The sequence below is a fragment of the Marinobacter zhejiangensis genome (assembly GCF_900114775.1).
GTDB lineage: Bacteria > Pseudomonadota > Gammaproteobacteria > Pseudomonadales > Oleiphilaceae > Marinobacter > Marinobacter zhejiangensis.
Window position 1 is genome coordinate 198,690 of the sequence record NZ_FOUE01000003.1, and the last position, 24,077, is coordinate 222,766.

Below are 24,077 nucleotides of genomic sequence, written 5' to 3' on the forward strand. Positions count from 1 at the left end.
GAATGAGGAAGAAGCGTGGATCATATCGTTCGTGGAGTACTGGATTTTCGGGAAAATGTTTATCCCGAGCGGAAGGACCTGTTTGGCACCCTGATCGAGGATGGCCAGCACCCTGAAGTCCTGTTTTTTACCTGTTCGGACTCAAGGATTGATCCCAATCTGTTGACCGGATCAAGCCCCGGTGACCTGTTTATCTGCCGCAATGCCGGCAACATTATCCCCCCCCACAGCAATGAAACCGGGGGTATGACTGCGTCTATCGAATACGCAGTGGCCGTGCTCAAGGTTCGCCATATCATTGTCTGTGGCCATACCGATTGTGGCGCTATCAAAGGGGCTATGGATATTCCGGCGCTAAAAGGGCTTCCACATGTTAAAGAATGGCTGGGACACTGTCGGTCGGCCATGGAAATTGTTCGTGAACGCCACGGTATTTCGGTGGATAGTTGTCTGGATGCCAAGTACCTGAACGAAGCCATCGAGGAAAACGTGCTGCAGCAGGTACAGCACCTGAGAACGCATCCGGCGGTTGCTGCGAAGCTGGCAACCCAGAAAATTGACATCCATGGCTGGGTATACGACATCAAGAACGGCAATGTTCGTTGCTGTGGCAGCAACAGTGTCGGATTTACCGATTTTAATGACTATTACGCAGACGTTATTGCCCGGGTCGCTGATAATCCTGCCTGATCGTATGGCAAGGTAGGGCTTTGGGCTCTGCCATGGAGATGGTGGTTCAGGGATGAAGCGGTTAGTGCTATTAAGTCTGTGGCTTGTCGCCATTCTGGCAGGCTGTGCCTCTGAGCGGGTCGATAGAAACGTATACAGTGACGCTATGACCGATACGGCTGTTCCACAACTGTTGGTGAGGAATGGCCGCACCCTGGCCTGGATGGAGCGGGGCGCGCCGGACGGTTTTCCTGTGTTCTATGCCCATGGCAATCCGGGCTCCCGGCTGGAGTTGCTGTTTCTGGACCGTAAGGCAGCTGACTATGGCCTTAGGCTGATTGCCCTGGACCGTCCCGGGTTTGGTCAGTCGGATTTCGCCAGTGAGTATGGGCTGCTGGACTATGCCGCGGATGTGGAATACCTGGCCGATCATCTGGGTATCTCGCGTTTCGGATTGCTGGGATGGTCCAGCGGTGGTCCTCCTGTGTTGGCTGCTGCCTACCAGATGCCTGAACGGGTCGCCTTTGCGGTGTCTGCGTCCGGCTACACCAACTTTGGCGAATACCCGCAAGCCGAATCCCTGATGAAGAATTACAACCTCCGGGGGCCCGAGTTGTCCGAGCACCGGCCGGTGCTGTTCAGTCATGCGGTTAAACTGGCTGGCTGGGTGGACAGAACGCTGCCCAATTTTTATATGAAAATGGCGGAGTCAGAAATGCCTGCGCCTGATCGAGACATACTGCAAGACCGTCAGATTGCTGAGCTGTTTATGCGGAATCAGCAGGAGAGTGTTACCCAAGGGGTGGACGGGGTTATCCAGGATCTGGAAGTGCAGTGGGCACCTTGGCCGTTCCTGCTGGCGGATATTGATGTTCCGGTGTACCTGTTCCAGGGGCAGAAAGACACCTTCGTGCCGTGGCTGTTTGCCACCCATCTGCAGCAGTCTATTGCCGGGGCTGAGCTTACGCTGATGGAGGATCAGGGGCACCTGTACGTTTTGTCACCGGTTTTTCAGGATCAGATATTCAGCAAAATCCTTCGTCACGTAGATTGATCCCTCCTTCTTCCTTCTCCCTCCAAAAAGTCAGTTGGACGACTGAACTCTCCGCATCGCCCTTTCTACCCGGGTTTCCTGCTTCGACAGTTCAAGCAGTCCTTCCTCAACGTAGGCCAGGTGGTGGTGTGAGCACTGGCGGGCCAGTTCGGCATCCCCGGACAGGATCGCGTCGAGCAGCGCCTGGTGCTGCTCCAGCAATTGGCTGCGGGAATTGTCCCGTTCAAACAGGTGAGTCAGGTTCTCGACGATGTTCTTTTCGAGCAGGGTAAACAGGCCCCGCATGGTGTGTAACAGGACGACGTTGTGAGCGGCCTCGGCAATGGCCAGGTGGAAGGCTGCATCGGCTTCGGCTTCCTGTGCCGGGTCGTTGTTGAGGTAGGTGGCTTTAAGCGTATCGAATTTCTGTTGCAGGCGAGCCTTGTCGGCAGGGGTCGAACGCAGGGCAGCGTAGTAGGCGGACAGTCCTTCCAGTGAATGCCGGAATTCAAGGAGGTCATGATGAAACTCCTCGTGGCTGCCCAGTAACGCCAGAAGGGGGTCGCTGAATGAGCTTCCGATGGTGTTGCTGACAAAGGTGCCACCACCCTGGCGACTGGTCAGCAATCCCTTGGCCGCCAGCTTCTGGATGGCCTCCCGGATCGACGGGCGGGATACGCCAAAGTTGCTGGCCAGCTCGCGCTCCGGGGGCAGTTTCTGACCCGGCTTGAAACTACCTTCCAAAATCATGCTCTCCATGCGCTGCATGATGACGTCGGAAAGTCGTGGGGTTTCAACGCGGTTGTATGTCATGCCGGTTCCTGTCTGCAGGCTGTCTGATCAATAGCGATAGCATACCAAAGCTTCTCGTGTTCTTGGGTTTTGCGGGAGGGTTGATCGTTTTAAATTAATTGGTCTTACCAATTAATTTTTTGCTCTTCTTACCCGCATAAAGCGCCTTTTGTTTCCTGAGTTTATCTAAATAACCTGATTAAAAGAGTTTAAGGCTGAGATTAGACCAATGGTTTAGAGCCTTGGTTGTAAATTGACAAGCCGGGGCAAGGGTCATTAGGATGCCTAACCAGTTAAGTGTAAATTGGTAAGACCAATTATAAAAAGCCAGGTGAGCCTATGACCGATCCCATCAAGCTTTACCCAGCCAAGCCTGAGAAGGTGTACTTCTTCGCGACCTGTCTGGTCGACCTGTTCTACCCCGATGCCGGAATGGCGGGCATCCAGTTGCTGGAGCGGGAGGGGATCGAAGTGCTGTTCCCACAGGGTCAGACCTGCTGTGGCCAGCCGGCGTTCAGCTCCGGGTTCAATGATCAGGCCAGGGATGTGGTGATTCCCCAGCTGGAACTGTTCCCCGGTGACTATCCCATTGTTGTGCCGGCCGGCTCCTGTGGCGGCATGATGCGAAAACACTATCCCGAGCTGTTTGCAGGCACGCCCTGGCAGGACAAAGCAGAAAATCTGGCAGCCAGAACATGGGAACTGACGGATTTCCTGCTGAACGTTTGCCACATTCGCCTGGAGGATCAGGGTGAACCGGTGAAAGTGGCCATGCATACATCGTGTTCGGCCCGTCGCGAAATGGGTGTTGCGGAGGTGGGCCCCCGGTTGTTGGGGCAGCTTGGCCAGGTCGAGCTGGTTGAACAGGCCCGCCCGGCAGAGTGTTGCGGGTTTGGTGGCACCTTCGCGGTGCGCCATCCGGAAATTTCCGAGGCCATGGTCGCTGACAAGACCGAGGCACTGGTTGCGGCCGGCGCGGAAACGGTCGTTGCGACGGATTGCGGATGCATGATGAACATCGCGGGGTATGCGGAGAAAAACCGTCGCCCGCTGAAGGGGCAGCATATTGTCAGTTTCCTGTGGGAGCGTACCTGCGGGCATGGCGGGGAGGGCAAGGCATGAGTTTGGCTCCCCACAGCCAGGAGGTGCGGCACTTTCACCCGAGGGTTCGTTCGGCCCTGGATAACCCCCAGATCCGCAGCAACTTCCGTAACGCAATGGACGGCTTGATGAGCAAGCGTCAGAACGCGTTCAACGGCTGGGATCTGGAAAGTTTGCGGGATCTGGGGGCAGCGGTGCGTCTGCGTGCGTTGTCACGGCTGCCGGAGTTGCTGGAGCAGCTGGAAGACAACTGCAGCCGCCAGGGAATCCGGGTGCACTGGGCCGAGACCGGCGAACAGGCCTGTGAAATCATCCGTGATATCTGTAAGGCTCGCGATGCCAGAACCGTCATCAAAGGCAAATCCATGGTGTCAGAGGAGATGGAACTGAACCATTTCCTGGAAGCTGAAGGCATTGAGGCGCTTGAATCGGATCTCGGCGAATACATTGTGCAGCTGGCCAAGGAAACGCCGTCGCACATCATCATGCCGGCGATTCACAAGAACACCGCCGAAATCTCGGAGTTGATGCACGACCGCACCGGGACCGAACGCTCCCATGACGTGGCCTACCTGACCGCGGCTGCCCGCCAGCAACTGCGGGAAAAATTCATGAAGGCCGACGTGGGCATCTCCGGGGTCAACTTTGCAGTAGCCCAGACCGGAACCTTGTGCCTGGTGGAGAACGAAGGCAATGGCCGCCTGACAACGACGGTTCCTCCCTGCCACATCGCCGTGACAGGCATAGAGAAAGTGGTCGAGCACCTGGAAGACGTGACACCACTGCTCGCATTGCTTACCCGCTCGGCGACCGGCCAGCATGTCACCACCTACGTCAACATGATTTCAGGTCCCCGTAAGGCCGACGAGTTTGATGGTCCTGAAGAGGTCCACCTGGTCTTGGTGGACTCGGGCCGCTCGTCGATCTATCAGGACCAGGAACTGATGGACACCTTGCGGTGTATTCGCTGTGGTGCCTGCATGAACCATTGCCCGGTGTATACCCGGGTGGGTGGCCACGCCTATGGCACAACCTACCCGGGGCCGATCGGGAAGATCCTGATGCCCCACCTGATGGGGCTGGAAAACACCCAAGACCTGCCTTCAGCCTCTACGCTGTGCGGCGCCTGTGGCGAAGTGTGTCCGGTTCGTATCCCGATTCCCAAACTGTTGCAACGACTGCGTAAGGAGTCTGTTGATGGCGATAGCCTGAGGCCCTCTGTGGTTCGCGGCCATGGTGTCAAGCGCAACTGGAAGGAGCGCCTGGCCTGGAACGGTTTCCGCTGGCTGTTTCGAAATCCTCGCCGGTACCGTCTGTTCGGGTCGCTGCTAACCCGTTTCCGCTGGTTTACACCATCCCAGGTTGGCCCCTGGACCCGCTACCGGACTTCGCCAAAGCCCGCTGCGAAAACGCTGCATCAGATGATGAATGAGAGAACCCGGGGAGGTGCCCGATGACTGCCGCCAGAACTGCCATCCTGCAGCGCCTTCGGGCTGGTCGGGGTAATCAGCCGCTAAGCCCTCCGGCCAGCGACTTCTCCGTGGTCAGGGATCGTGACTGGACCACGGCTGAAAAGCTTGAGCGTTTCGAAACCATGATTACGTCGGTGAACGGAGAAGTTCACCGGGTTGCCGAGGACCGGTGGGTTGATCACCTCTGGGCGCTGATGGCGGCAAAGGGGCTGACCAACCTGTTGGCGTCACCGGAAACCTCTGTCGGCCGCGAGGCCTGGACACGTCAGCGGGAGTCTGGCCCCAGGTTGCGTGCCTATGACTCACCCATTGACGACTGGAAACCGGAACTGTTTAACAACGTGGATGCGGCCCTGACCGGTTGCCGCGGAGCCATCGCTGAAACCGGGTCGCTGATTCTCTGGCCTACGGTGCAGGAGCCGCGGCTGATGAGTCTGGTGCCGCCGGTCCATTTTGTTGTGCTTGGGGCTGACCAGATCTACGCCACCTTCTACCAGGCGCTGGCCGAGCAGGGGTGGGCGGATCTGGGGATGCCCGCCAATGCGCTGCTGATTTCCGGTCCTTCAAAGACCGCCGATATCGAACAGACGCTGGCCTATGGCGTTCATGGCCCACGGGAGCTTGTTGTCCTGATTCTTGAATAACGCCGATCAATGCCGCCGTAAGCGCGGATAGCTACCAAAACTACAACGACAATAATCCAATACGGAGCTGTTCTATGTCCGAATCTCTGCTCTCTTTCCTGGCCTTTGCGCCTCTGTTGCTGGCGGGTGTCCTGCTGGTTGGTCTCAACTTGTCGGCTCGCGTCGCTATGCCGCTTGTATTCCTGACAACGGCCGCCATTGGTCTGTTCGCGTGGGATATGAGCATCACCCGAATTGCGGCTTCATCAATCCAAGGGCTGATCCTTACGGCGGCCATCCTCTGGATCATCTTTGGTGCGATTCTGCTGCTGAATACATTGAAGCATTCGGGAGCCATTGCCTCCATCCGCCATGGCTTTTCCAACATTACACCTGACCGAAGGATACAGGCGGTGATTGTTGCCTGGTTGTTCGGCTGCTTCATTGAAGGGGCGTCGGGTTTTGGAACGCCAGCGGCTGTGGCTGCACCGTTGTTGGTAGCGTTGGGCTTCCCGGCCATGGGCGCGGTGATGATCGGGATGATGATCCAATCCACCCCGGTGTCGTTTGGTGCTGTGGGAACACCGATTGTGGTCGGAGTCACCGGTGGTCTGGACAAGGCGCTGATTGGCAGTCAAATGGCCGCCCAGGGCTCCAGCTGGGAAGTCTTCCTGCAGCTAATTACCTCTGAAGTGGCGATCATTCATGCCACCATTGGTTTGCTGATGCCGTTGTTTATGTGTGTGATGCTGACCCGTTTCTTTGGTCGCAACCGCTCCTGGAGAGAGGGGCTGGAAGTTGCGCCTTTTGCGGTCTTTGCGGGGCTGTGCTTTGTGTTGCCCTATGCTGCTGCCGGTGTATTCCTGGGGCCGGAGTTCCCGTCAATGATCGGTGCCCTGGTGGGGCTGGCGATTGTCGTGCCCGCTGCCCGGGCGGGCTTCCTGATGCCCAAGAAAGTCTGGGATTTTGCGCCGGCCAGCGAATGGCCTTCTGAGTGGTTGGGTAAACTGGAGATTCGTATTGACGAGGCGAGCACCCGGCCATTGATGTCTGGCATTCGCGCTTGGCTTCCGTACGTATTGCTGGCCGCCTTGCTCGTGGTGTCGAGGGTGTTTCCCGAGGTAAAAGCAGTGTTTACCAGCTTCCTCAGCTTCGGCTGGAGCAATATCCTGGGAGAGCAGGGCATCTCGGGTACGATTCAGCCGCTTTATCTGCCCGGCGGCATTATGGTGCTGGTGGTGGCGGCAACCTTTTTCTTCCATCGTATGGCGGCAACGGAACTGAAGGCTGCGGTGAGCGAGTCTTCCAGGACCTTGCTGGGGGCCGGCTTTGTGCTGGTCTTCACTATCCCCATGGTGCGGATTCTCATCAACTCCGGTGTTAACGGAGCCGATTTGCCGTCGATGCCGGTTGCCATGGCGCAGTGGGTAGCGGATTCCATGGGGCGGATTTACCCGATGTTTGCGCCTATGGTCGGAGGCCTCGGTGCCTTCATTGCCGGGTCCAACACGGTGTCCAACCTGATGTTGTCCCAGTTCCAGTTCAGTGTTGGCGGGCTTCTCGGGGTTTCTGGTGCGCTGCTGGTCGCCTTGCAGGCGGTTGGGGCTGCGGCAGGGAACATGATTGCAGTGCACAATGTGGTGGCTGCATCGGCAACCGTTGGCCTGTTGGGGCGTGAGGGGCAGACACTGCGGATGACGGTGATACCCACCTTGTACTACCTGTTCTGCGCGGGTGTAATCGGTCTGGTTGCCATCTACTTGCTGGGCGTGACTGATCCTTTGCAGTAGGCTTTTCCGGCGGTTCGACTCGGGCCGAATTGGAAGTTGGGGATGGCTATGGTAGTTTCGACCTTTGCGGAGGTCGAAGGCCTACTGCAGCCTTCCCCGGTGCGGCTCTGAGGAGCGCGCCCGATTCCTGCCTGGAGATGTACGATTGCTGTCACAAGTCAGTGCCCGATTGCGGCCGGTTCTGGGCGTTGTTCTCTTTATGGCAGGGTTGAATGCCCAAGCTGACATTCGCCTTGCCGTTCCTGAAATTACCACCTTGCTGGACGCCAGTGGCGATGGCGTTTACCAGCAGATCTTCAATAAGGCGATGGAGTCGCTGGATTACCAGGTGAGCCAGGATTTCTATCCTTACAAACGCGCACTCTACCAGTTCAAAGCCGGTCGGGCGGACTGTATCTTTTCGTTTACCGAAGTCCTCCGTAAGACCCTTGGCGACGGGCAGATCATCGCCAGTTATCCCCTGGGTAGCTTCGGGTACTTTCTGTTCTCTCCGGCCGGGCAACCCCCGGTATCGTCTAATGAAGAGCTGGCGGGATTACGGGTTGGTGCGGTCATCGGCCATGAAGGCTACTATGCTGAAGCGCTGGAGTACTCAGGGGAAGTGTTGCAGGTGCATTCCGATGAGCAGGCGATTGAAATGCTGCGGCAGGGGCGGATTGATGTTGCGATTGCGGCGCTACCCGATATCCAGCCTTATATGGATGATTTGACCTATTCCGCTGAGTTTCCATTGTTCCTTGGGTACGACCGCATTACCTGCTACGACACCCCGGAGAACCGTGCGTTTCTGGATGGCCTGTCCGCCGAGCTGATGAAGCTCAAGGCTGATGGCACCTACCAAAGGCTGGCAGGCGATCATTACATGGACTTTGACTTCTGAGGGCTACCTTGGCACTACGGCTGGCCTATCTTGGCCTGATACTTACGCCTTTGTTCTGGGCCGGTAACGCGGTTGTTGCCCGGGCGGTGGCTGGGGAAATGCCTCCGTTGTCCATGTCTTTCTACCGCTGGCTGCTGGCGCTGATACTGGTGGCGCCCATCGGGTTGCCTGCTGTTTGGCGGCAGCGGGAAATCGTCAGGCAACACTGGTTGATCATCAGCGTCCTCGCTGCTTTCAGTGTCGGGGCGTTCAATTCCCTGCTGTACTTTGCGGCGTTGACGACGACAGCCACCAATATTGCCCTGATCAATACCACCATACCGGTCATGGTTGCCCTGTTAGCCTGGCTATTACTGGGTGAGCGAACTCGCCCACTCCAGGCCATGGGCATTACTCTGGCGATTGTGGGCATTGTTACGGTAGTGGCGCGGGGGCGTTGGCAGACCCTGATGCAGCTGGACTGGCATCCGGGGGATCTGATTATGGTCCTGGCGGTGTTTTGCTGGGGATTGTTCTCGGTGTTGTTGCGCCGCCATGCGGTGCCATTGACCGCGCTGGCGTTCCTTACCGTTCAGATTGCCTTTGGCCTGGTGGCGATACTGCCGTTCTATCTGGTTGACCTGGTGTTCTTCTCCGGGGGCTTTACGGTCACCTCCACTAACCTGTTGGCCCTGGGGTTCTTTGCGGTGTTTCCGGGAATTCTGGCCTATGGCTTCTGGAACCACGCGGTACATGAGGTCGGGCCGGCGAAATCCGCCCTGTTCATGTACCTGGTGCCAATCTTTGCGGCGGTGATGGCAACCCTGTTCCTCGATGAACGGCTGGCGTGGTTCCACGTCGTGGGTGGTGTTCTTATCCTGTTCGGATTGCTGTTAGCGACTCGGTCAGGGCAGAGGCGCTGACCTTGCCGCTTGGCACTCCCACCCTACTTGTTCACGAGTCAGGGCGGCCCTGGTTATCAACTTCTCCGTGCAGAGCTGCCGTGTATCTCCTATAGCCAGAGGGCGGGCGCAGTGGGGGCCGGGGTGTCGATAGCGAGGCCGCAGCTGCGTAAAATGCTGATGAGGGCTTGGGCATCCTCGGTGTTGAGGAAGTTCGCCAGGGCCACTTCTTGCTCCCGGAACACCAGAAACATCCTGGGTGCAGCCACTGGAGTGTGTGGCTGGCGAAGGCATACACGGGTGTAGGGGCGAGGCAGCTTCCATTCCGCCTGTTTGTGGTAGAGGCCTTTCTCCAGCTGGAGCTGATGGGGGGTGATGGTCAGAACCTCCTGACGCCGGCAGGCCCTGGCGGTGAGGTACAGCGCCGTTGCCAGGGCGGCCAGTTCAAGGCCAGCGAAGGGTAGCACCAGCCAGGCTCCTGCGAGGGACATCAGGCCGGCAATGGTCAGCGACAGACTACACAGGGCCAGCCAGATGCGAACATTGGCTCGCCAGCTCAGGGAATGGTTGGGGGTTAGCAATAACCGCGTTCCCCCGGAGTATTGCAGTCGCTGAACCATAACGGAGGTCCTCCGTGTTCAGGTTAGCACCTTTGGTGATACCAGCGCGCATTGCGCAGCACCACCTGTTCAATGGCGGGCATGGAAATACTGTGTTGGGCCATGAATGCCATGGAAACCCCGGTGTCGAATCGGGCCGGCTGGATGAAGTGGAGGGATTCCGGTGCCGTGTTCAGTTTGGTTGCGAGCCCCGGGATTTTCAGCAGCAGCGCCAGTAGTTTCTTCGGAATGTGTCTTGCGGGTGCCTGCCTGTCCAGCGGCTTGGCGAGCAGGGCAAGCAGCCCTTTGAGGTTCGGGGTGGCCGGGTCCAGAGCCAGCAAGCGTGGTGGTGGGTTTTGAGCCTCAATGGCTGCGGAGATCAACCGCACGAGGGTGTCGACCGACACCAGTGGCAGCCAATCTTTCGCCGTGCCGGGCACCATGGCCAGTCGGCCGTGATTGAGGTTGTCGATCAGTTGGAACAGCGGTTGCGCGGGATCCAGTTCTCCGCGCTCGACACTGCCGGTCAGCGTGGCGGGCTGGATCTCAACCCAATCCATGGCATGCTTGTCGGCGTAGACTCGGGTTTTAAGGGCACCTTCCAGTTTACTGGCTTCATAACTTCCTGCCCGCTGATACACCGTGTTCCAATCTGTCTGGTCCAAGGCGTTCAGGTTGATCCCGAGACGCGCCAGGTGGTCGGTATTTTCGAGCATGAAACCGGATACATACACCAGGCGGCACTGGAGTTGGCGAGCCAACTGGGCAACCGCAAGACTGCCGTTGACGTTGGTGCGCTGGGCGGTCTCTGGCGCCATTCCCCAGGCGAACCGGGCCCCAAGGTGAACGATGGCGCGAATACCCTGTGGCATTGGTTGCTTCAAACCAAGCCCTGGTTGGTCGAGGTCCCCCGATATGACGGAGATCAGGTCTCCTTGTCCGTCCAGGGCGGTAACCTGCTGACGCAGGGAGGTGAGTTTTTCCGGGTTACGCATGAGCGCGACCACCGGTACCTGGTTGGCGGTCAGGTGGGCACAGAGGTGGCGGCCGATAAAGCCGGTTGCGCCTGTTATCAGAATGGTCATGGGTAGGCATCCTTGAAAGTGGGTTGCCCATCAACGTTAAAGTGTAGAGTATGCTTTAAGGTCAACCCCCCTGATGTAAAGGGATGGAACACAGGAGCGATCCATGCGCATTGCCGAGCTGGAAAAACGTACTGGTGTCAGTCGCCATACCCTTCGTTATTACGAGAAAGAAGGGTTGTTACAGGAAGTGGGGCGGTGCAGCAATAACTACCGGGACTACCCGGAACTCGCAGTCAGCCGTGTCGGTATGGTCCGTCAGCTGAAGGACCTTGGATTTTCCCTGAGTGAAATTCGTGAGGTCATGAGTGCCTTGCGTGGCAACCGAATGGATTGTGCTCAAGGCGCTTTGTTGATGGCCGAGAAGCGGGCCGATGTTGAACGCCGGATCAACGAACTGCAGGCTGTCAGCCAGTTGTTGGCGGTGGAGCAGGAACGCCTGGAAGTCAGTGCCAGAGCCTCCTGCGGTGGCCCGTCCGGGGTAAACTAGCCAGCGCTTGCGTATGGCGGTTACAGCAGGCTGAGTTGATGTCCTCCCGGCCTCTGGAAGCGATCGATGCGCAGCGGCTCCATGCCGTCGTTTAAGAACCCCTCGGCCCTGGCCTTACGTTTGAATCGCTGACGAATCAGATCGGCGTAGGGGCCGGTGCCGGTCATCCGTTCGCCAAACCTTGATTGGTAACTTTGCCCTCCCCGCAAATCGCGGATTCGGTTCATGACATGGTCAGCCCTTTGGGGGTAATGCCGCTTCAGCCAGTCCTGGAACAACTCGTCCAACTCCAGCGGGAGTCTGAGCAGAATCCAGCTGGCCCTGGTGGCGCCAGCACTGCGCGCTGCCGTGAGAATGGACTCAATCTCCTGGTCGTTAATGAAGGGTATAACCGGGCCCATGATAATGCCGGTGGGGACACCGGCCTCAGAGAGTTCCCTGATCACTCTGAGCCGGGTGGCGGGTGCTGAAGTCCTGGGCTCCATGCTCCGCTTCAGGGCGTTATCCAGGGTCGTCAGGCTTACCCGGACAGAACAGAGGCCCTGTGCGGCCAGCTCCGACAGAAGGTCCAGGTCCCTCAGGATCAGCGCACTTTTGGTTATGATTGATACTGGGTGACGGTATTCCGTCAGAACCTCAAGAATCTCGCGGGTGATGCGCCTTTGCTTCTCGACGGGCTGGTAGGCGTCTGTGTTGACGCCAAGGGCAATGGGGGTAGGGTGATAGCCGGACTTGTCCAGTTCCCGCCGCAATTGTTCCGCGGCATTTGGCTTGGCAATCAGCCGGGTTTCAAAATCCAGCCCCGGCGACATGTCCCAGTACGCATGGCTTGGTCGCGCAAAGCAGTAGACGCAGCCGTGCTCACAGCCCCGGTAGGGGTTGATGGACTGCTCAAACGGAACGTCCGGCGAGCGGTTGCGGCTGATGATGGTTTTGACCTGTTCATCCACAACCTCTGTGGCGATGGAGTCCGGGCAGTGGTCGTCACTGGGGTCGTGGTGCCAGCCATCATCCGGCTGGCGATCAGTGACAATTGTTCGAAACCGGTTGTGGGGGTTGAGGTCGGTGCCGCGGGTTTTCATGAGTAACCTCAATACTGTTTATATATACAGTATTTAGGTTACTCGCGCTTATGATTCGTTGCAATCCCTAGATTGAAACCGTTTCGAAAAGGTCTGGAACACAGGCGTCCCAGCCGAACCGGTCACGTATGCGCTTGCGCATGATGTCGCTGGCCAGGGGTTCTCCGTGGGTGACGAAGACCCGGTCCGGACTCAGGCTACCTTGCCCCAGCCAATCAAGAATCTCCTCATAATCGCCATGGGCCGACAGCGAGTCGAGATTGAAGATTTCTGCTTTGACCGGCCAATGCTCACCGTGGATCTTGACGGATTCTGCGCCGTTTACGAGCGCATCGCCACGTGTTCCTGGCGCCTGAAACCCGGCAAATACAACGCTGTTGCGAGGGTTCGGTAGGAGTGCCTTGAGATGGTGCAGAACCCGGCCGCCGGAGGCCATGCCACTGGCGGAAATGATAACGCTGGGAAAGCGCTTGCCGTTGAGCTCAATGGACTCTTCGACGGATTTGATGAACTGGGTGTTGTGGTCGATCAGTGCACAGTCGCTGCTGGATAGCCGGTGTTCCTTATGGTGATTGCAGAAGATCTCCGTCGCTTTAATGGCCATCGGACTGTTCAGGTAGACCGGCAAGCGGGGAATGCGGTGCTCCTGCATCAGTTTATGAATCAGGTACAGCAGCATCTGGGCCCGCCCTACGGCAAAGGCGGGGATCAGCACAATACCACCCCGGGCGGACGTGGTGGTGATGATGTCTGTGAGGATCTGCTCAGGATCGCTGGTGTCGTGCAAACGATCACCGTAGGTTGATTCGCAGATCAGTACATCGGCTTTGGCCAGCGGTTCCGGTGCCCGCATGATGGGGTCGTTCTGGCGTCCGACATCACCACTGAACACGACGGTGCGGTTGCTGTCGGCGTGATGCACATGTACACAGGCAGAGCCGAGGATATGCCCTGCCGGCGTCAGGTTAACGGTAACCCCTTTCACTGGCTCAAAGGCCTCGTGGTAGTGTACCGACTCGAAATGCTTCAGGGCTGCCCAGGCATCTTTCTCGGTAAACAACGGTTCCGGGTTTTCATGTCGGGAAAAGCGCTTGCGGCGGGCGTACTTGGCGTCTTCTTCCTGCAGATAGCCGGCATCGGGAAGGAGCACCCGGCACAGGTCGTGGGTTGCCTTGGCGCAGTAGACCTTGCCGCGGAACCCCTGTTTCACCAGCGCCGGAAGATAGCCGGAGTGGTCAATGTGGGCGTGGGTCAGGATCACCGCGTCCAACGCCGCTGGGTCGACCGGGAAAGGGGCCCAGTTACGTCGGCGCAGGGTTTTTACACCTTGATAGAGGCCGCAATCCACCAGCAGCTTGTGCTTGCCTTCGGTGAGCAGGTATCGCGAGCCGGTGACTGTGCCAGTACCGCCAAGAAACTGAAGTTCCATCTGTTTGCTTCCTCGAGCCTGATGATGCCCTGTTACGCAGAATACCCTTACTATGGACCAGAAAAGCTATTTTGGCTTTGATCTATAGCACTTTGAGTGTGATCTGGCGGCAATCGGCATCGGCGACTACAGTACATTCAGGGTGTCGAGAGCAAACGGCAGCAGCAGGGCAGTAAACACGCCGGTCAACCCCATACCAAGGGATGAAAAGGCGCCCGCGGTAGCGCTGATTTCAAAGGCGCGCACGGTACCGATGGCGTGGCCATTAATGCCCAGCGTCAGTCCAATCAGTCGGTCGTCGGAGATGTTCAGCCAGCGGGACAGCCAGTCCACAAACAGGGACGCTACTACGCCGGTGACCAGCAGGCTCCCCATGAGTAGTGACACGGACCCACCAATCTGCTGGTTAATGCCAATGGCAATCGGGGCCGTGACCGATTTGGGGGCGAGAGAGGCAAGCACCTCGGTGGATGCGCCGAGCGCCCAGGCAATCACCAGTGCGTAGAGCACCGCAACGGTCGCGGCCAGAGGAACGGTGGCGAGAATCGGACGCCACATGGCTCGGATGTGATGGAACTGCTGGTAGAGCGGGACACCCAGTGCCACGGTCGCTGGCCCCAGAAGGAACGATAGCCAGTTGGCACCGGTACGGTACTCCTCAAAGCTGATGGATAGCAGCGACAGCATGATGGCAAGCAGCACCGCAGCGATCAGGACCGGCGGACACCAGACTGGCTGCTTCAGCTTGCGGAAGAGGCTAACACCGACAAAATAGGCAATCAGCGTCATCAATACCGAGAGCGCCGGCGTGCTCAGCAGCTGCGGGGCCAGTTGTTGGAAGCGTGCGATCAGGTCAGTCATGACTTGCCTCCTGATCGGGCCTTACCTGAACGCGAAGGATCAGCAGGGTGGTGAGTACGCTCAGGAAGGTGCCCGCCAGCAGCGCAAGGGTGATCGCCAACCACTGGCCGTCAAAATGGCCGCCCAGGAAAAAGACGCCGACCACGCCAGGCATGATCAACAGGATCAGGATGGCTATAAGTTTCTGGCTGGCCAGTGCGAGATCCTCGCTGATGCCTCCGGAAACCATCGCCCAGAAGGTCAGCAACAGCATGCCGATAATGCCGCCGCTGATGGGTAGGAGGAATAGCAGGCGCATCGCCTCGCCGAGGATCAGAAACAACAGAAGCGTTAAAAAGCCTCTCAGCAGGGGCATGGTGACAGCCTTATCTTTCTGGGTGAGGGAATTCTGTGAACGATTTCACGACATTATGAGGGTAACGGGGTCATGAAACCATGAGTAGTAGCATCATCTTGTTGGGGGTTGAGCAGGTGATGGAACTGTAACGGGATAAGGCAGGAGCGTAGCGACGATGCCATGCGTCAAGCATGCATCTACTTAAGTACTATAGATTTTTTGGCTATTTCTGTTTTTTGGGATCTGAATTCGGATTTTGCAATATTTGTCAAGTTGGTACGATGGTCTTAAAACTAAGGGCGTACTTTGGCAAATCAAAAGGTTATAGATAAAAGTAACAGTTCATAGTTTTCGTTCTAAAAATTAAAACAATCTCCATACAAATTAATACCACCGATTTCTTGTCAGGTTGACGCTTGCCACCTAGCCTTAAGCAATGAATTGTCGGACGTGTCTGTTTTGAAAAGGGCGTCCGGTATGACCGAGTTTCATAGGCGGCCTTCGTGCGAAGGGAAGTTTCCAGTATATCGAACGACGACCGACTGGTTGTGTAACTCACTATCTCAAACGGCTCTAGCGGCGTTTGGTAAGGGAGAAGTGGCATGAAATCAATTGCTGCCCAGCAGTCAGTGGCTAGTCGAAAATCGCCTCCAAAACACCTGACCCCCGACTCGGTACTCAGGTATCTCTCTGATGTAGCCCACGCTCTTATGTTGACGGCGTAACCCCGGAGTTGCTCTGGACACCCTGTCACCAATGTAGGGTGATAGGCCCTATTTTTCTGTTTGTTGGGAGTGAGGGTTTGAAATACCTTTCCAGTATTGGTCTTTCCGCCAAAGATGAGACCGTGCTCAAGTCATTGATCGACCTGCTTGGAGCGCGAACATCAGAAGAGTGGATATACAGGGACGATGTGATGGTCGACGCCCTGTTGCTGGACTTTGATAATTCGGAGGCCGTGGCTGCCTGGAATACCAAGCCAGAGTCAGTGCGACGGAATACGATTGCATACTCCAGTGAGATTCCCGGCATCTCCTTTGCCCGAAGGCTTGCCAAACCGTTGCGTGCGGCAGACCTGATTGCCGTTCTGAAAGATATCGAAGAGAACCCGGGTAAAGCCGACAAGGCTCCAGCTTCATCGACGCCGCCCCCTTCGACACAGGCACCTTCAGAAATCAGTACGCTTGCGGAATGCGTAGCCCGCCACTCTGAGGGGCTGCTGCGCCTGACGTTTGGCGACCGTGAAGTGGTGTTGGACCGGCAGCGCAGATGCTTCAGTACCTCCGAATCCGGAGAGTCACTTGCCGCGTTGCTGGCGCACCCGTTCCAGGAGTTTCAGGTTACCCGTGGGGCTGATGTGAACCTTCCCCCCGATGGCTCAATCAAGTGGTTAGACCAGAAAGCTCTGTTGTGGCTGGTTGGTCAAAGCGGCTCCCATGGCCGGTTGATTGATGGCCTGGAGCAAGGCGGCCTGTTCCGGATTACCCGCTGGCCTGGGTTTGGGCTGGTGAGACCTTCCCAGACAGTACTCACCCTGTGTTCCATGCTGACCCGAAAGAATGCCATGAGCATTGAAGAGATCCGGTCTGTCTCAGGTGTTCCGGAGTTCGACATTATCGCCTTTATCAACGCCGCTTCTCTGACCGGAATACTGGTTGCGCAGAGTGGGGATGCGGCCAAACCCGATAAACCAGCTGCTAAACCGGAACTCCCTACAGAACGAAAGGGGTTGTTTGCAAAAATTCGTTCCCGGTTGGCCAATACACGAGCATAAGGGTTTAGCTGTCGATGTCTGAAATCAAAGTAATCATTACTGGTACGCCCGGAGCAGGAAAAACGACTGCGATTGCCGCGATCAGTGAAGTGCCGCCGGTCCGTACCGATACGGCCACCACAGATGAGCTTGCGGACGTAAAAAGTGAAACCACGGTTGCTATGGACTTCGGCGAGCTCACCCTGGAAGACGGCCAGAAGGTATTCCTCTATGGAACACCGGGGCAACAGCGTTTCGAGTTCATGTGGAAGATTCTGGTCCAGGGCGGCCTGGGGCTGATTGTGCTGGTGGATTGCACCCGCGCCGACCCGATTGCCGACATGGGGATGTACTTGGATAACTTCGCCGATTTTGTTGCTGAAACCGGGGCGGTGATTGGTTTGGTCAAGAGAGATGTGAACGACACGCCAGCCGTAGACGATTTCTATCAGGCGCTGAGCCAGCGAGGGCTTATGTTCCCGGTACTTGAAGTGGATGTGCGTGAGCAGGGAGATGTTTCGCTGATGATTGAAGCTCTGGTTTCCCTGCTTGAATTTGCGTAACTGATTATCAGGATTAGCCAACACTATGAGTCAGGTAAGAATCAGCGAAAGTGGTGCCCAATTTTGCCAGAGCGTGTTCGACGACATGATGAGTCAGTGCGATGCGGTCTATGGCGTATTGATTTCAACCGTGGATGGCCATGACGTGGTCAGGAGCTTCAAGCAGGACATGCCAGCGCCCAAGCTTGCAGCCATGATGAGTTCCGTTCTGGCCCTTGGGGAAACCATCGCGGTGGAAGCAGACCAGCAACAGTGTCGTTATGTGATCGTTGAGAACAGCAACGGCTACATTCTAACGCTGCGTCTGAAAGAAAAGCTGGTGTTAAGTGTGATTGCCCGAGCAAATGCCAATCTCGGCATGCTGCATAGTATTAGTCGTAGTGCTGTGGAAAAGCTCGACGAAAAACTCCGGTAACGGCGAGCTAAACCCTGAAACCCCACCCAGAGATAGAGAGACCATAAAGCAATGGCATCATTAAACGAGATTTGTCAAGGTATTGTATCGGAAGTAAACGATGGCCTGGGCGCTGCTGTAGTAGACCTGGAGTCTGGTTTGCTGCTTTCCGTAGCACACAACGTTCCCTACTTCACCCAGAGTTACCTGGACGCGGTCGCGGCTGCGGCTGTTGACATGTTCCGTGGTAAAACCGTAGGTACGGTTGAGAAGCTGATTGCGTCTCAGCGCGGTGCCGAAGTGAAGCAGCTGGTTCAGGAAGTGCAGATGACCACTGAAAAAACCTTCCACTTCATGTCCATCGTTCCAGGCAAGCCCAACGCACTGATGGTGCTGATTACTGGCAAGAAGGCGAACCTTGGCATGGGATGGGCTGCCCTCCGTGGCGCGCTGCCTAAAGTGGCTCCGCTTTGCCCCTGATCTAGTCCGATTCAAGGGTGGAGGAATTGTTCCCACCCTTGTTTCTCTTGCTCCTTTCCGCAAGTCCTGCCGCAACACCTTCTTTACCTGTTATTTACCCTGCAATAACCTTGAAGCCAGCTGAGGCGGGAATTGATACCGGTTCAGGTCGTCGATCGTGGACTGAATATCGTAATCAATATTGTAGAAGCTGAAGGTTTGGTTCTCGGGGTCAAACAGCGCAAACTCTGCGCCGGTTTTTCCGCCCCTGGGCTGCCCGACTGAGCCCGGGCAAATGAGTGCATGAGAGATACCATCAAGGCTGAATTCGTGCCCGGTGCTGTGCCCATCTGATTTGCCCTTGCGGTAGTAAACCCCGGTAAGATGAGTATGTCCGTGCATGCAATAGCGGATACCGCGTTGGCTCAGGTTATCGAGGTTGTCCTCGTAGGTCATGCGATAGACATAACCGTTAAAGAACGACTTATCCTGAGGCGCGCCATGAATGGCCAGCCAGTCATCCCCTCGGGCTGATAGTGGCAATTCCGATAGCCAGGCCTTCTGCAGGTCCGAGAGCCTGGGAATGGTCCAGTCGATGGCCCATCGGGACATGGCAGAAAAGCCCTCGCGGGCACCGCCCGTGGCTGCAGCGTGGTCGTGATTGCCCTTGATCACCTGCAAGGGGGAGCTGCGCAAAAGGTCGATGCATTCCCCCGGGTGGGGACCATAGCCAACAATATCTCCAAGTACGATGCCATAGCTCACCGAATGATGCTTCAGTGCTTCCATAACCGCTTCCAGAGCAGGCAGGTTGGCATGTATGTCAGCCAGGATAGCTATCTTGCCATGGCCCGGGTTGAACAGTTGGCCGATGGGGAGGTCATTGAGGGCCCCGGGTCTGACACTGCCGAATTCGGTTGACCGGTCGCTTGAGCCCAGTCCAAGGCTGATCGCAGCGATGCGTTCTTTCTGGTTGTCATTGGCGATGTAGAGATCCCGCAGGTGTTCCTGAATCACTGTGGCCCAGTGGCGGTCTTTGAAACTGGCCAGGGCTGCGGCCCGTATGGCTTCTCCCATCGACTGGAATACCCCAATATCCAGGCTTTCATACTGCCGAACCCACACGCCCAGCGAGCTGGACAGCGCGGAAAAATCGTCCCAGTTGTAGGCGTCGTCATCCAGGTAATAGAGGCTGTTATCGGTGTCCAGCCCAAAATTGGAAAGGCCGGCATCCAGCATTTTCTCGAAACGTTCGGCGACTGCCATGTAAAGACGGAAGTAGTCATTGAAAATACTGGGTAACTGGGAGGGGTCACCATGAATCATGTGTTGGTGAAGGGGGGTGAGCAAGGGAGTGGCGTTGCCAATCCAGATATGCTCCTGATAGTGAACCAGTATCCAGGTCTTGCTGGGGTGATGGACCCCGTAGTTTCGCTCGCTTTCCAGCGCCCGGCGGGCCCACTCTTCGGAGTTCTTCTGGTTCAGGTGCAGGTTGGAATGGATCTTCAGCACCAGGTTATCGGACAGGAAAATGCTGGTGCCGGGGCGGCCGGTAAACGACTCTCCATGAACCAGGTCCTTCTTTTCACCGGTGAGGGCCTCATAGACCCGGCTGAGGGGAATGGATTGCTCCGGGTCCAGGGTGCCAATGCTTTGCAAGTTGTCGAGGCTGAGCTTGTGAGCGATGTGCTCAAGTTGCAAAGTACGGTCTGGCATAGGTGGACACCTTAAAGTGGGTTGCTCTGGGTTCCCATTGAACCAAAGTGTGGGCGAAGGTTTTAGCGTCTTTTAGCAGGATAGCAAAGGGGGCGTTTGTGTAGTAACGGGCTGTTGCATAAGCAGTTCGAGTTCTGGCCAGCCAAATGTGGGCCCACTTTGGCAGACATACCTGTGGCTGAGGTAGCAGTGACCACAGGTGCCTGTGGCGCAGTGCATTCTACGCTCCAGGGATAGCCAGATTGAGGATGGCGGGATGCCCCGTTCGATCAGGCGCTGGCTCAGGGCGGTCATCATGGCTTCTGGACCACACATGAATGTGGCTCCGGGCTCGTGTCCCCAGTGCGCCAGAACATCCGGCAGCGCGTCCAGTGGTGTCCGTCGTGCCGTCTGCCCCGGGCTTTGTTCGATCACCTCAAACAGCGCAAGTTTGTGCTGCCAACGGTCGCGTTCGCGCCCCAGCACCCGTGCTTCGGGGCTGCGGGCTCCGTAGATCAGGGCAACGGGACCAAGGTTCATTTCGAGCAAACGCTCGGCCTGGCTGACCAGAGGTGCCAGACCACAGCCGCCCGCGATAAGCAGAACCGGGGTTTGGTCTGATCCAGGTCTGGGCCAACCCCGTCCGAATGGCCCCCTGGCGCCTAAGATCGCTCCGGGCTCGAGCCGGAACAGGGCACTGGTGACTGAACCCATTCGCCGAACCAGCGCCCACCAGTGTTGGTTCTGGTCAGGAAGCTGGGTGAACGTGAGGGGGATTTCTCCAGCACCGGGGACAGACAACATGAAGAACTGGCCTGGCTCCGGGGGCGGCCACTGTTGCTGGTCCAGCAGACGGAACTGGAAGTGACGGGCCGCTTCGCCGTCATCGTAGTAGTCCACCAATTCGGCGACCATTGGGGTGAGGCTAGTCATGTTGGCTGATCCGTTTCATGACCGAGTGGATACCAATGACGCCGGGGCAGGTGGCTTCACAGCGTCCGCAGCCGACACAGCCGTAGCGGCCGAAGTCCTTGCGGAAATCGTCACTGAACTTGTGGTACCAGAACCGGTATACCCGTGCGCCAGCGTCGTCACTGGGGTTGTGTTGGCTGGCTTCGCGCTGGAAGCCATCGTACAGGCAGGAGTCCCAGAAGCGGCGGCGGGTAATCGTCTGATCGGCTGATTGGTCCTGAACCCCATAACAGGAGCAGGTCGGACACAGGCTGGTACAACCGGAACAACTCAGGCACTGAACGCCCATCTGCTGCCACGTTGATGCGTTGACGGTGCCAGCGTTCAGTGCTTGTACTCCGTCCCGGATATGCTGGTCGTCGGGAAACTGGCGTTCACAATCCGCCAGTTGCGCCTGGCGCTGTTGTTTCATGGCTTCAGGCGCTGTCGTGAGGTTCAGGCCCTGCAGGCTTTTACGCCCCTGCTCGCTGGTGACCGTCAGTAGCCAACCATTTCCAACCGGATGCAACACCAGGTCCGATGTACCCGGGCGGGCTGCGGGGCCTGCATCCACCGTAGGGCAGAAGCCATGTTCACAAGGCACCGTGCATTCCAGTCCCACCAACAGGGCCTGCTGGCGCCGGGCCTGGTAGTGCGGGTCGCTGGCAAAGAACTGATCCTGATAGGCAATGGCGACCAGGTCGCAGCTGCTGACGCCAATCAGGGCGAACGGTGCTGGCTTGGGTAGGGTTTCCCGAAAGTAACGGCCGTCGAACTCAAAGATGTGTTCCTGCTCGGCAAAGAAAAAGCCTTTGGCGGACTGGACTGAGCGACCGGCCTCAAGCGGCGGCGGGTTGCTGGCGTCGGCTTGGCACCACTCCTTGGCGCCGGAGCGTTGCCAGACTTGCCGGGTGCGCCCCAGGTGGCGGGTCAGCTCAGCCAGTTCTGCCAGTCGATAGTGGATCATCAGGAGTTCTCCCGGGCACTTGGGGGTGCTGCACTGGCCCGAATCGATTGAATGGTACGCGGTGCCTGCCCTTCCGGCAGGGGCGTAATCCGGACGGCACACACTTTAAGTTCGGGCATTTTTGATACCGGGTCCATGGCCCGGTTTGTGAGCTGGTTCGATGGCGCTTCACTAAAGTGATACGGCATGCTCACCAACCCCGGTGGCAGATCATCGGTAATGATGGCCCGGGTTTCGAGGTAGCCACGGCGAGAGCGTATGCCGATGGCACTGTGATTCTTGAGCCTCAGGTTGCGGGCATCCTCGGGGCTTATGAACAGAATTCCATCAGGAGTTTCCCGTTCGAGCAGCGGCGACTTCCGGCTCATTGAGCCGCAGCCATAATGGAAATGCAGCCGGTTGGTGGTGAGTTGCAGGGGGTAGTCAGCATCTGCCGGTTCGTCGATGTCGACATGATGTACGGGGATGAGCCGGGCCCGGCCAATCGGGAATTCTGTCTGGTGAAGTGTGGGGGTACCCTCGGGCGCTGCATCATCACAGGGCCATTGCAGGCCATGCTGGCGGGCAAGCTTTTCATAGCTCATGCCGCTGTAGCTGGGGGTCATCCCCGCCATTTCGTCAAAGACGGCCTGACTGTTGGTCCAGTCAAGGCTGCTGCTGCCCAGTTGCCGGGCAATTGCGCCGAGCCATTGCCAGTCACCCAGGGCTTCACCAACAGGTGGGATGGCTTGATGAATTCGTTGAACCCGGCGCTCGCAGTTGGTGAAGGTACCGTTCTTTTCCGCGAATGATGCCGCCGGTAGCACGACATGGGCGTGGCGGGCGGTTTCGGTCATGGTCAGCTCGGCGACAACCAGAAGGTCCAACGCTTTAAGTGAAGCCAAAACCTCGTTCTGGTCTGGGTCGGTCACCACCGGATCCTCGCCAAACAGGATCAGCCCCTTGAACTCGCCTCGCAGCGCGGCCTGAGTCATCCCCATGGACGTAAGCCCGGTGTGGTCGGGGAGTGGGCATTGCCAGTAATCACTGACGTGTTGCCGGACAGCCGGGTCTGCTACGTCCTGATAGCCGGGGTAGACGTTGGGCAGGCACCCCATATCGCAGGCTCCCTGGACATTGTTCTGTCCTCGCAGCGGATTGATGCCGGTGCCGGGCCGTCCAATCTGGCCGCAACTGAGGGCCAGGTTGGACAGTGCCATAACATTGAAGGTGCCACTGACAAACTGGGTAATGCCCATGCCATAGAGAATCATGGCGCTGTTTGCCTGGCCGTATGTCCGGGCCATCGCCTCGATCTGTTCGGCCGGTACGCCAATGGCATCTGCCAGTTGGGTTGGGCTGGTGTCCCTGACCGATTTGCGAAGCGCATCGGCCCCTTCGCAGCGGCTATCGAGAAAGTCCTGGTTTTGCCAGCCATGGCGGAAAATTTCATGGAGCAGGGCGTTGACCAGCAGGATGTTCGTTCCCGGTTTTACCTGCAAATGCAGATCGGCCAGCTTGGCGAGCCGGGTACGGCGTGGGTCAACCACGATGAGGGTGGCCCCCCGGAGCTTGGCTTCAATGATGTGTCCACCGAGAATCGCGTGGTTCTCGGTGGCATCGGCTCCCCATACAACAAGGACCTCCGCTGAGTCGATGTCCGCCGCGCTGTTGGTCATGGCACCTGAGCCCAGAGTCTGTTTCAGGCCGGCAACCGTGGGGCTGTGGCAAATCCGTGCGCAGTGGTCAATGTTGTTGGTTCCCAGCACCGCACGGGCAAACTTCTGGGCGGCGTAGTTGTCCTCGTTGCTGGCTCGGGCACTGCTGATGACGCCGACCGCGGTTGGGCCGAGTTGACTGAGAATGTCGAGCAACCCATAGCGGATGACTTCCAGGGCTTCGTCCCAGCTGGCCGGGCGGAAGCCGTCATCGGTTCGTATCAGCGGTTGCCGGATGCGATCCCCTGGCTCAATAGCAAAGGGGGTGCTCCAGCCTTTGGCGCAGAGCTTGCCCCGGCTAATCGGGTGATCGCCCTGGGGCGAGACGGCGGCGACTCTATTCTGGTCATCCACCAGAAGATGCATGCCGCACCCGACACCGCAGAATGGACAAATGGTCTGGACTGCCTGTTTGCCCGGCACCGTCGCCTCCCTCGTCTATTACCCTGACTCTTTCTTTATTGTGGGCGATGGTTG

24 protein-coding genes are annotated in these 24,077 nt (G+C 57.5%); 13 read left to right on the forward strand and 11 right to left on the reverse strand.

Features of this window, described 5'->3' with window-relative positions; genetic code table 11:
* Nucleotides 1–15: 15 nt before the first annotated feature.
* Both BMZ67_RS10770 and BMZ67_RS10775 read left to right on the forward strand, forming a co-directional pair.
* The gene (locus BMZ67_RS10770; RefSeq protein WP_092022462.1) at nucleotides 16–690 is read left to right on the forward strand and encodes a carbonic anhydrase; all 675 of its coding nucleotides are present in this window, start codon (nucleotides 16–18) and stop codon (nucleotides 688–690) included.
* 64 nt (nucleotides 691–754) lie between these two features.
* Nucleotides 755–1,723 carry an alpha/beta fold hydrolase gene (locus BMZ67_RS10775; protein WP_175481900.1) on the forward strand — a complete coding sequence of 323 codons (969 nt, stop codon included), beginning with the start codon at nucleotides 755–757 and terminating at the stop codon, nucleotides 1,721–1,723.
* Nucleotides 1,724–1,753: 30 nt separating this feature from the next.
* Here the strand turns inward: BMZ67_RS10775 and BMZ67_RS10780 are convergent, their stop codons facing one another.
* Nucleotides 1,754–2,515: an FCD domain-containing protein gene (locus BMZ67_RS10780; protein ID WP_092022466.1), complete on the reverse strand. Its 762-nt coding sequence runs from the start codon at nucleotides 2,513–2,515 to the stop codon at nucleotides 1,754–1,756.
* Between the two features lie 318 nt (nucleotides 2,516–2,833).
* Between BMZ67_RS10780 and BMZ67_RS10785 the strand changes: the two genes are divergently transcribed.
* The 6 genes from BMZ67_RS10785 (at nucleotide 2,834) to BMZ67_RS10810 (ending at nucleotide 9,262) form a co-directional block, all read left to right on the forward strand.
* Nucleotides 2,834–3,616, forward strand: coding sequence for a (Fe-S)-binding protein (locus BMZ67_RS10785; RefSeq protein WP_092022468.1), 783 nt, complete (start codon nucleotides 2,834–2,836; stop codon nucleotides 3,614–3,616).
* On the forward strand, nucleotides 3,613–5,052 hold the full coding sequence (locus BMZ67_RS10790) for a LutB/LldF family L-lactate oxidation iron-sulfur protein (protein WP_092022470.1): 1,440 nt from the start codon (nucleotides 3,613–3,615) through the stop codon (nucleotides 5,050–5,052). The genes BMZ67_RS10785 and BMZ67_RS10790 overlap by 4 nt, the downstream gene beginning before the upstream one ends.
* On the forward strand, nucleotides 5,049–5,711 hold the full coding sequence (locus BMZ67_RS10795; RefSeq protein ID WP_092022474.1) for a LutC/YkgG family protein: 663 nt from the start codon (nucleotides 5,049–5,051) through the stop codon (nucleotides 5,709–5,711). Before BMZ67_RS10790 ends, BMZ67_RS10795 begins: the two co-directional genes overlap by 4 nt.
* A 74-nt stretch (nucleotides 5,712–5,785) precedes the next feature.
* Nucleotides 5,786–7,480: an L-lactate permease gene (locus tag BMZ67_RS10800; protein WP_092022476.1), complete on the forward strand. Its 1,695-nt coding sequence runs from the start codon at nucleotides 5,786–5,788 to the stop codon at nucleotides 7,478–7,480.
* Nucleotides 7,481–7,625: 145 nt separating this feature from the next.
* Complete coding sequence (locus BMZ67_RS10805) at nucleotides 7,626–8,360, forward strand: substrate-binding periplasmic protein (RefSeq protein ID WP_092022478.1); 735 nt, start codon at nucleotides 7,626–7,628, stop codon at nucleotides 8,358–8,360.
* 8 nt (nucleotides 8,361–8,368) lie between these two features.
* Nucleotides 8,369–9,262, forward strand: coding sequence for a DMT family transporter (locus BMZ67_RS10810; RefSeq protein WP_245749952.1), 894 nt, complete (start codon nucleotides 8,369–8,371; stop codon nucleotides 9,260–9,262).
* Between the two features lie 89 nt (nucleotides 9,263–9,351).
* On the opposite strand, the gene BMZ67_RS10815 is transcribed toward BMZ67_RS10810, so the two are convergent.
* Nucleotides 9,352–9,861 carry a DUF2244 domain-containing protein gene (locus BMZ67_RS10815; RefSeq protein WP_092022480.1) on the reverse strand — a complete coding sequence of 170 codons (510 nt, stop codon included), beginning with the start codon at nucleotides 9,859–9,861 and terminating at the stop codon, nucleotides 9,352–9,354.
* A gap of 23 nt (nucleotides 9,862–9,884) precedes the next feature.
* Entirely contained in the window at nucleotides 9,885–10,925 is a 1,041-nt protein-coding gene (locus tag BMZ67_RS10820; protein WP_092022482.1) for an NAD-dependent epimerase/dehydratase family protein, read from the reverse strand.
* A 103-nt stretch (nucleotides 10,926–11,028) separates the two neighbouring features.
* On the opposite strand from BMZ67_RS10820, the gene BMZ67_RS10825 reads away from it, so the two are divergent.
* The gene (locus tag BMZ67_RS10825) at nucleotides 11,029–11,412 is read left to right on the forward strand and encodes a MerR family transcriptional regulator (RefSeq protein ID WP_092022484.1); all 384 of its coding nucleotides are present in this window, start codon (nucleotides 11,029–11,031) and stop codon (nucleotides 11,410–11,412) included.
* A 20-nt stretch (nucleotides 11,413–11,432) separates the two neighbouring features.
* On the opposite strand, the gene BMZ67_RS10830 is transcribed toward BMZ67_RS10825, so the two are convergent.
* From BMZ67_RS10830 to BMZ67_RS10845, 4 genes are all read right to left on the reverse strand, one after another.
* Entirely contained in the window at nucleotides 11,433–12,494 is a 1,062-nt protein-coding gene (locus BMZ67_RS10830) for a PA0069 family radical SAM protein (RefSeq protein WP_092022486.1), read from the reverse strand.
* 67 nt (nucleotides 12,495–12,561) lie between these two features.
* Entirely contained in the window at nucleotides 12,562–13,923 is a 1,362-nt protein-coding gene (locus tag BMZ67_RS10835) for an MBL fold metallo-hydrolase RNA specificity domain-containing protein (RefSeq protein WP_092022488.1), read from the reverse strand.
* A 126-nt stretch (nucleotides 13,924–14,049) separates the two neighbouring features.
* Entirely contained in the window at nucleotides 14,050–14,784 is a 735-nt protein-coding gene (locus BMZ67_RS10840; RefSeq protein WP_092022490.1) for an LrgB family protein, read from the reverse strand.
* Nucleotides 14,777–15,139 carry a CidA/LrgA family protein gene (locus BMZ67_RS10845; protein ID WP_092022492.1) on the reverse strand — a complete coding sequence of 121 codons (363 nt, stop codon included), beginning with the start codon at nucleotides 15,137–15,139 and terminating at the stop codon, nucleotides 14,777–14,779. The genes BMZ67_RS10840 and BMZ67_RS10845 overlap by 8 nt, the downstream gene beginning before the upstream one ends.
* A 784-nt stretch (nucleotides 15,140–15,923) precedes the next feature.
* Here BMZ67_RS10845 and BMZ67_RS10850 point away from each other — a divergent pair.
* The 4 genes from BMZ67_RS10850 to BMZ67_RS10865 are packed head-to-tail and all read left to right on the forward strand — an operon-like array spanning nucleotide 15,924 to nucleotide 18,311.
* Complete coding sequence (locus tag BMZ67_RS10850) at nucleotides 15,924–16,895, forward strand: hypothetical protein (RefSeq protein WP_139214363.1); 972 nt, start codon at nucleotides 15,924–15,926, stop codon at nucleotides 16,893–16,895.
* Between the two features lie 14 nt (nucleotides 16,896–16,909).
* Nucleotides 16,910–17,437 (forward strand): GTP-binding protein, encoded by a 528-nt coding sequence (locus BMZ67_RS10855; protein WP_092022496.1) that lies wholly within the window; start codon nucleotides 16,910–16,912, stop codon nucleotides 17,435–17,437.
* Nucleotides 17,438–17,462: 25 nt separating this feature from the next.
* Nucleotides 17,463–17,852, forward strand: a complete 390-nt coding sequence (locus BMZ67_RS10860) for a roadblock/LC7 domain-containing protein (protein ID WP_092022497.1) — start codon at nucleotides 17,463–17,465, stop codon at nucleotides 17,850–17,852.
* Between the two features lie 51 nt (nucleotides 17,853–17,903).
* Nucleotides 17,904–18,311, forward strand: a complete 408-nt coding sequence (locus BMZ67_RS10865) for a hypothetical protein (protein WP_092022499.1) — start codon at nucleotides 17,904–17,906, stop codon at nucleotides 18,309–18,311.
* Nucleotides 18,312–18,401: 90 nt separating this feature from the next.
* Here BMZ67_RS10865 and BMZ67_RS10870 read toward each other — a convergent pair whose 3' ends face one another.
* The 4 genes from BMZ67_RS10870 to fdhF form a co-directional block, all read right to left on the reverse strand.
* Nucleotides 18,402–20,006, reverse strand: coding sequence for a metallophosphoesterase family protein (locus BMZ67_RS10870; RefSeq protein ID WP_092022501.1), 1,605 nt, complete (start codon nucleotides 20,004–20,006; stop codon nucleotides 18,402–18,404).
* A gap of 72 nt (nucleotides 20,007–20,078) precedes the next feature.
* Nucleotides 20,079–20,918 (reverse strand): iron-sulfur cluster-binding protein, encoded by an 840-nt coding sequence (locus BMZ67_RS10875; RefSeq protein ID WP_092022503.1) that lies wholly within the window; start codon nucleotides 20,916–20,918, stop codon nucleotides 20,079–20,081.
* Complete coding sequence (locus tag BMZ67_RS10880) at nucleotides 20,911–21,903, reverse strand: 4Fe-4S dicluster domain-containing protein (protein WP_092022505.1); 993 nt, start codon at nucleotides 21,901–21,903, stop codon at nucleotides 20,911–20,913. The genes BMZ67_RS10875 and BMZ67_RS10880 overlap by 8 nt, the downstream gene beginning before the upstream one ends.
* Nucleotides 21,903–24,023 carry a formate dehydrogenase subunit alpha gene (gene fdhF / locus BMZ67_RS10885; RefSeq protein WP_245749953.1) on the reverse strand — a complete coding sequence of 707 codons (2,121 nt, stop codon included), beginning with the start codon at nucleotides 24,021–24,023 and terminating at the stop codon, nucleotides 21,903–21,905. Before fdhF ends, BMZ67_RS10880 begins: the two co-directional genes overlap by 1 nt.
* Nucleotides 24,024–24,077: the final 54 nt, after the last annotated feature.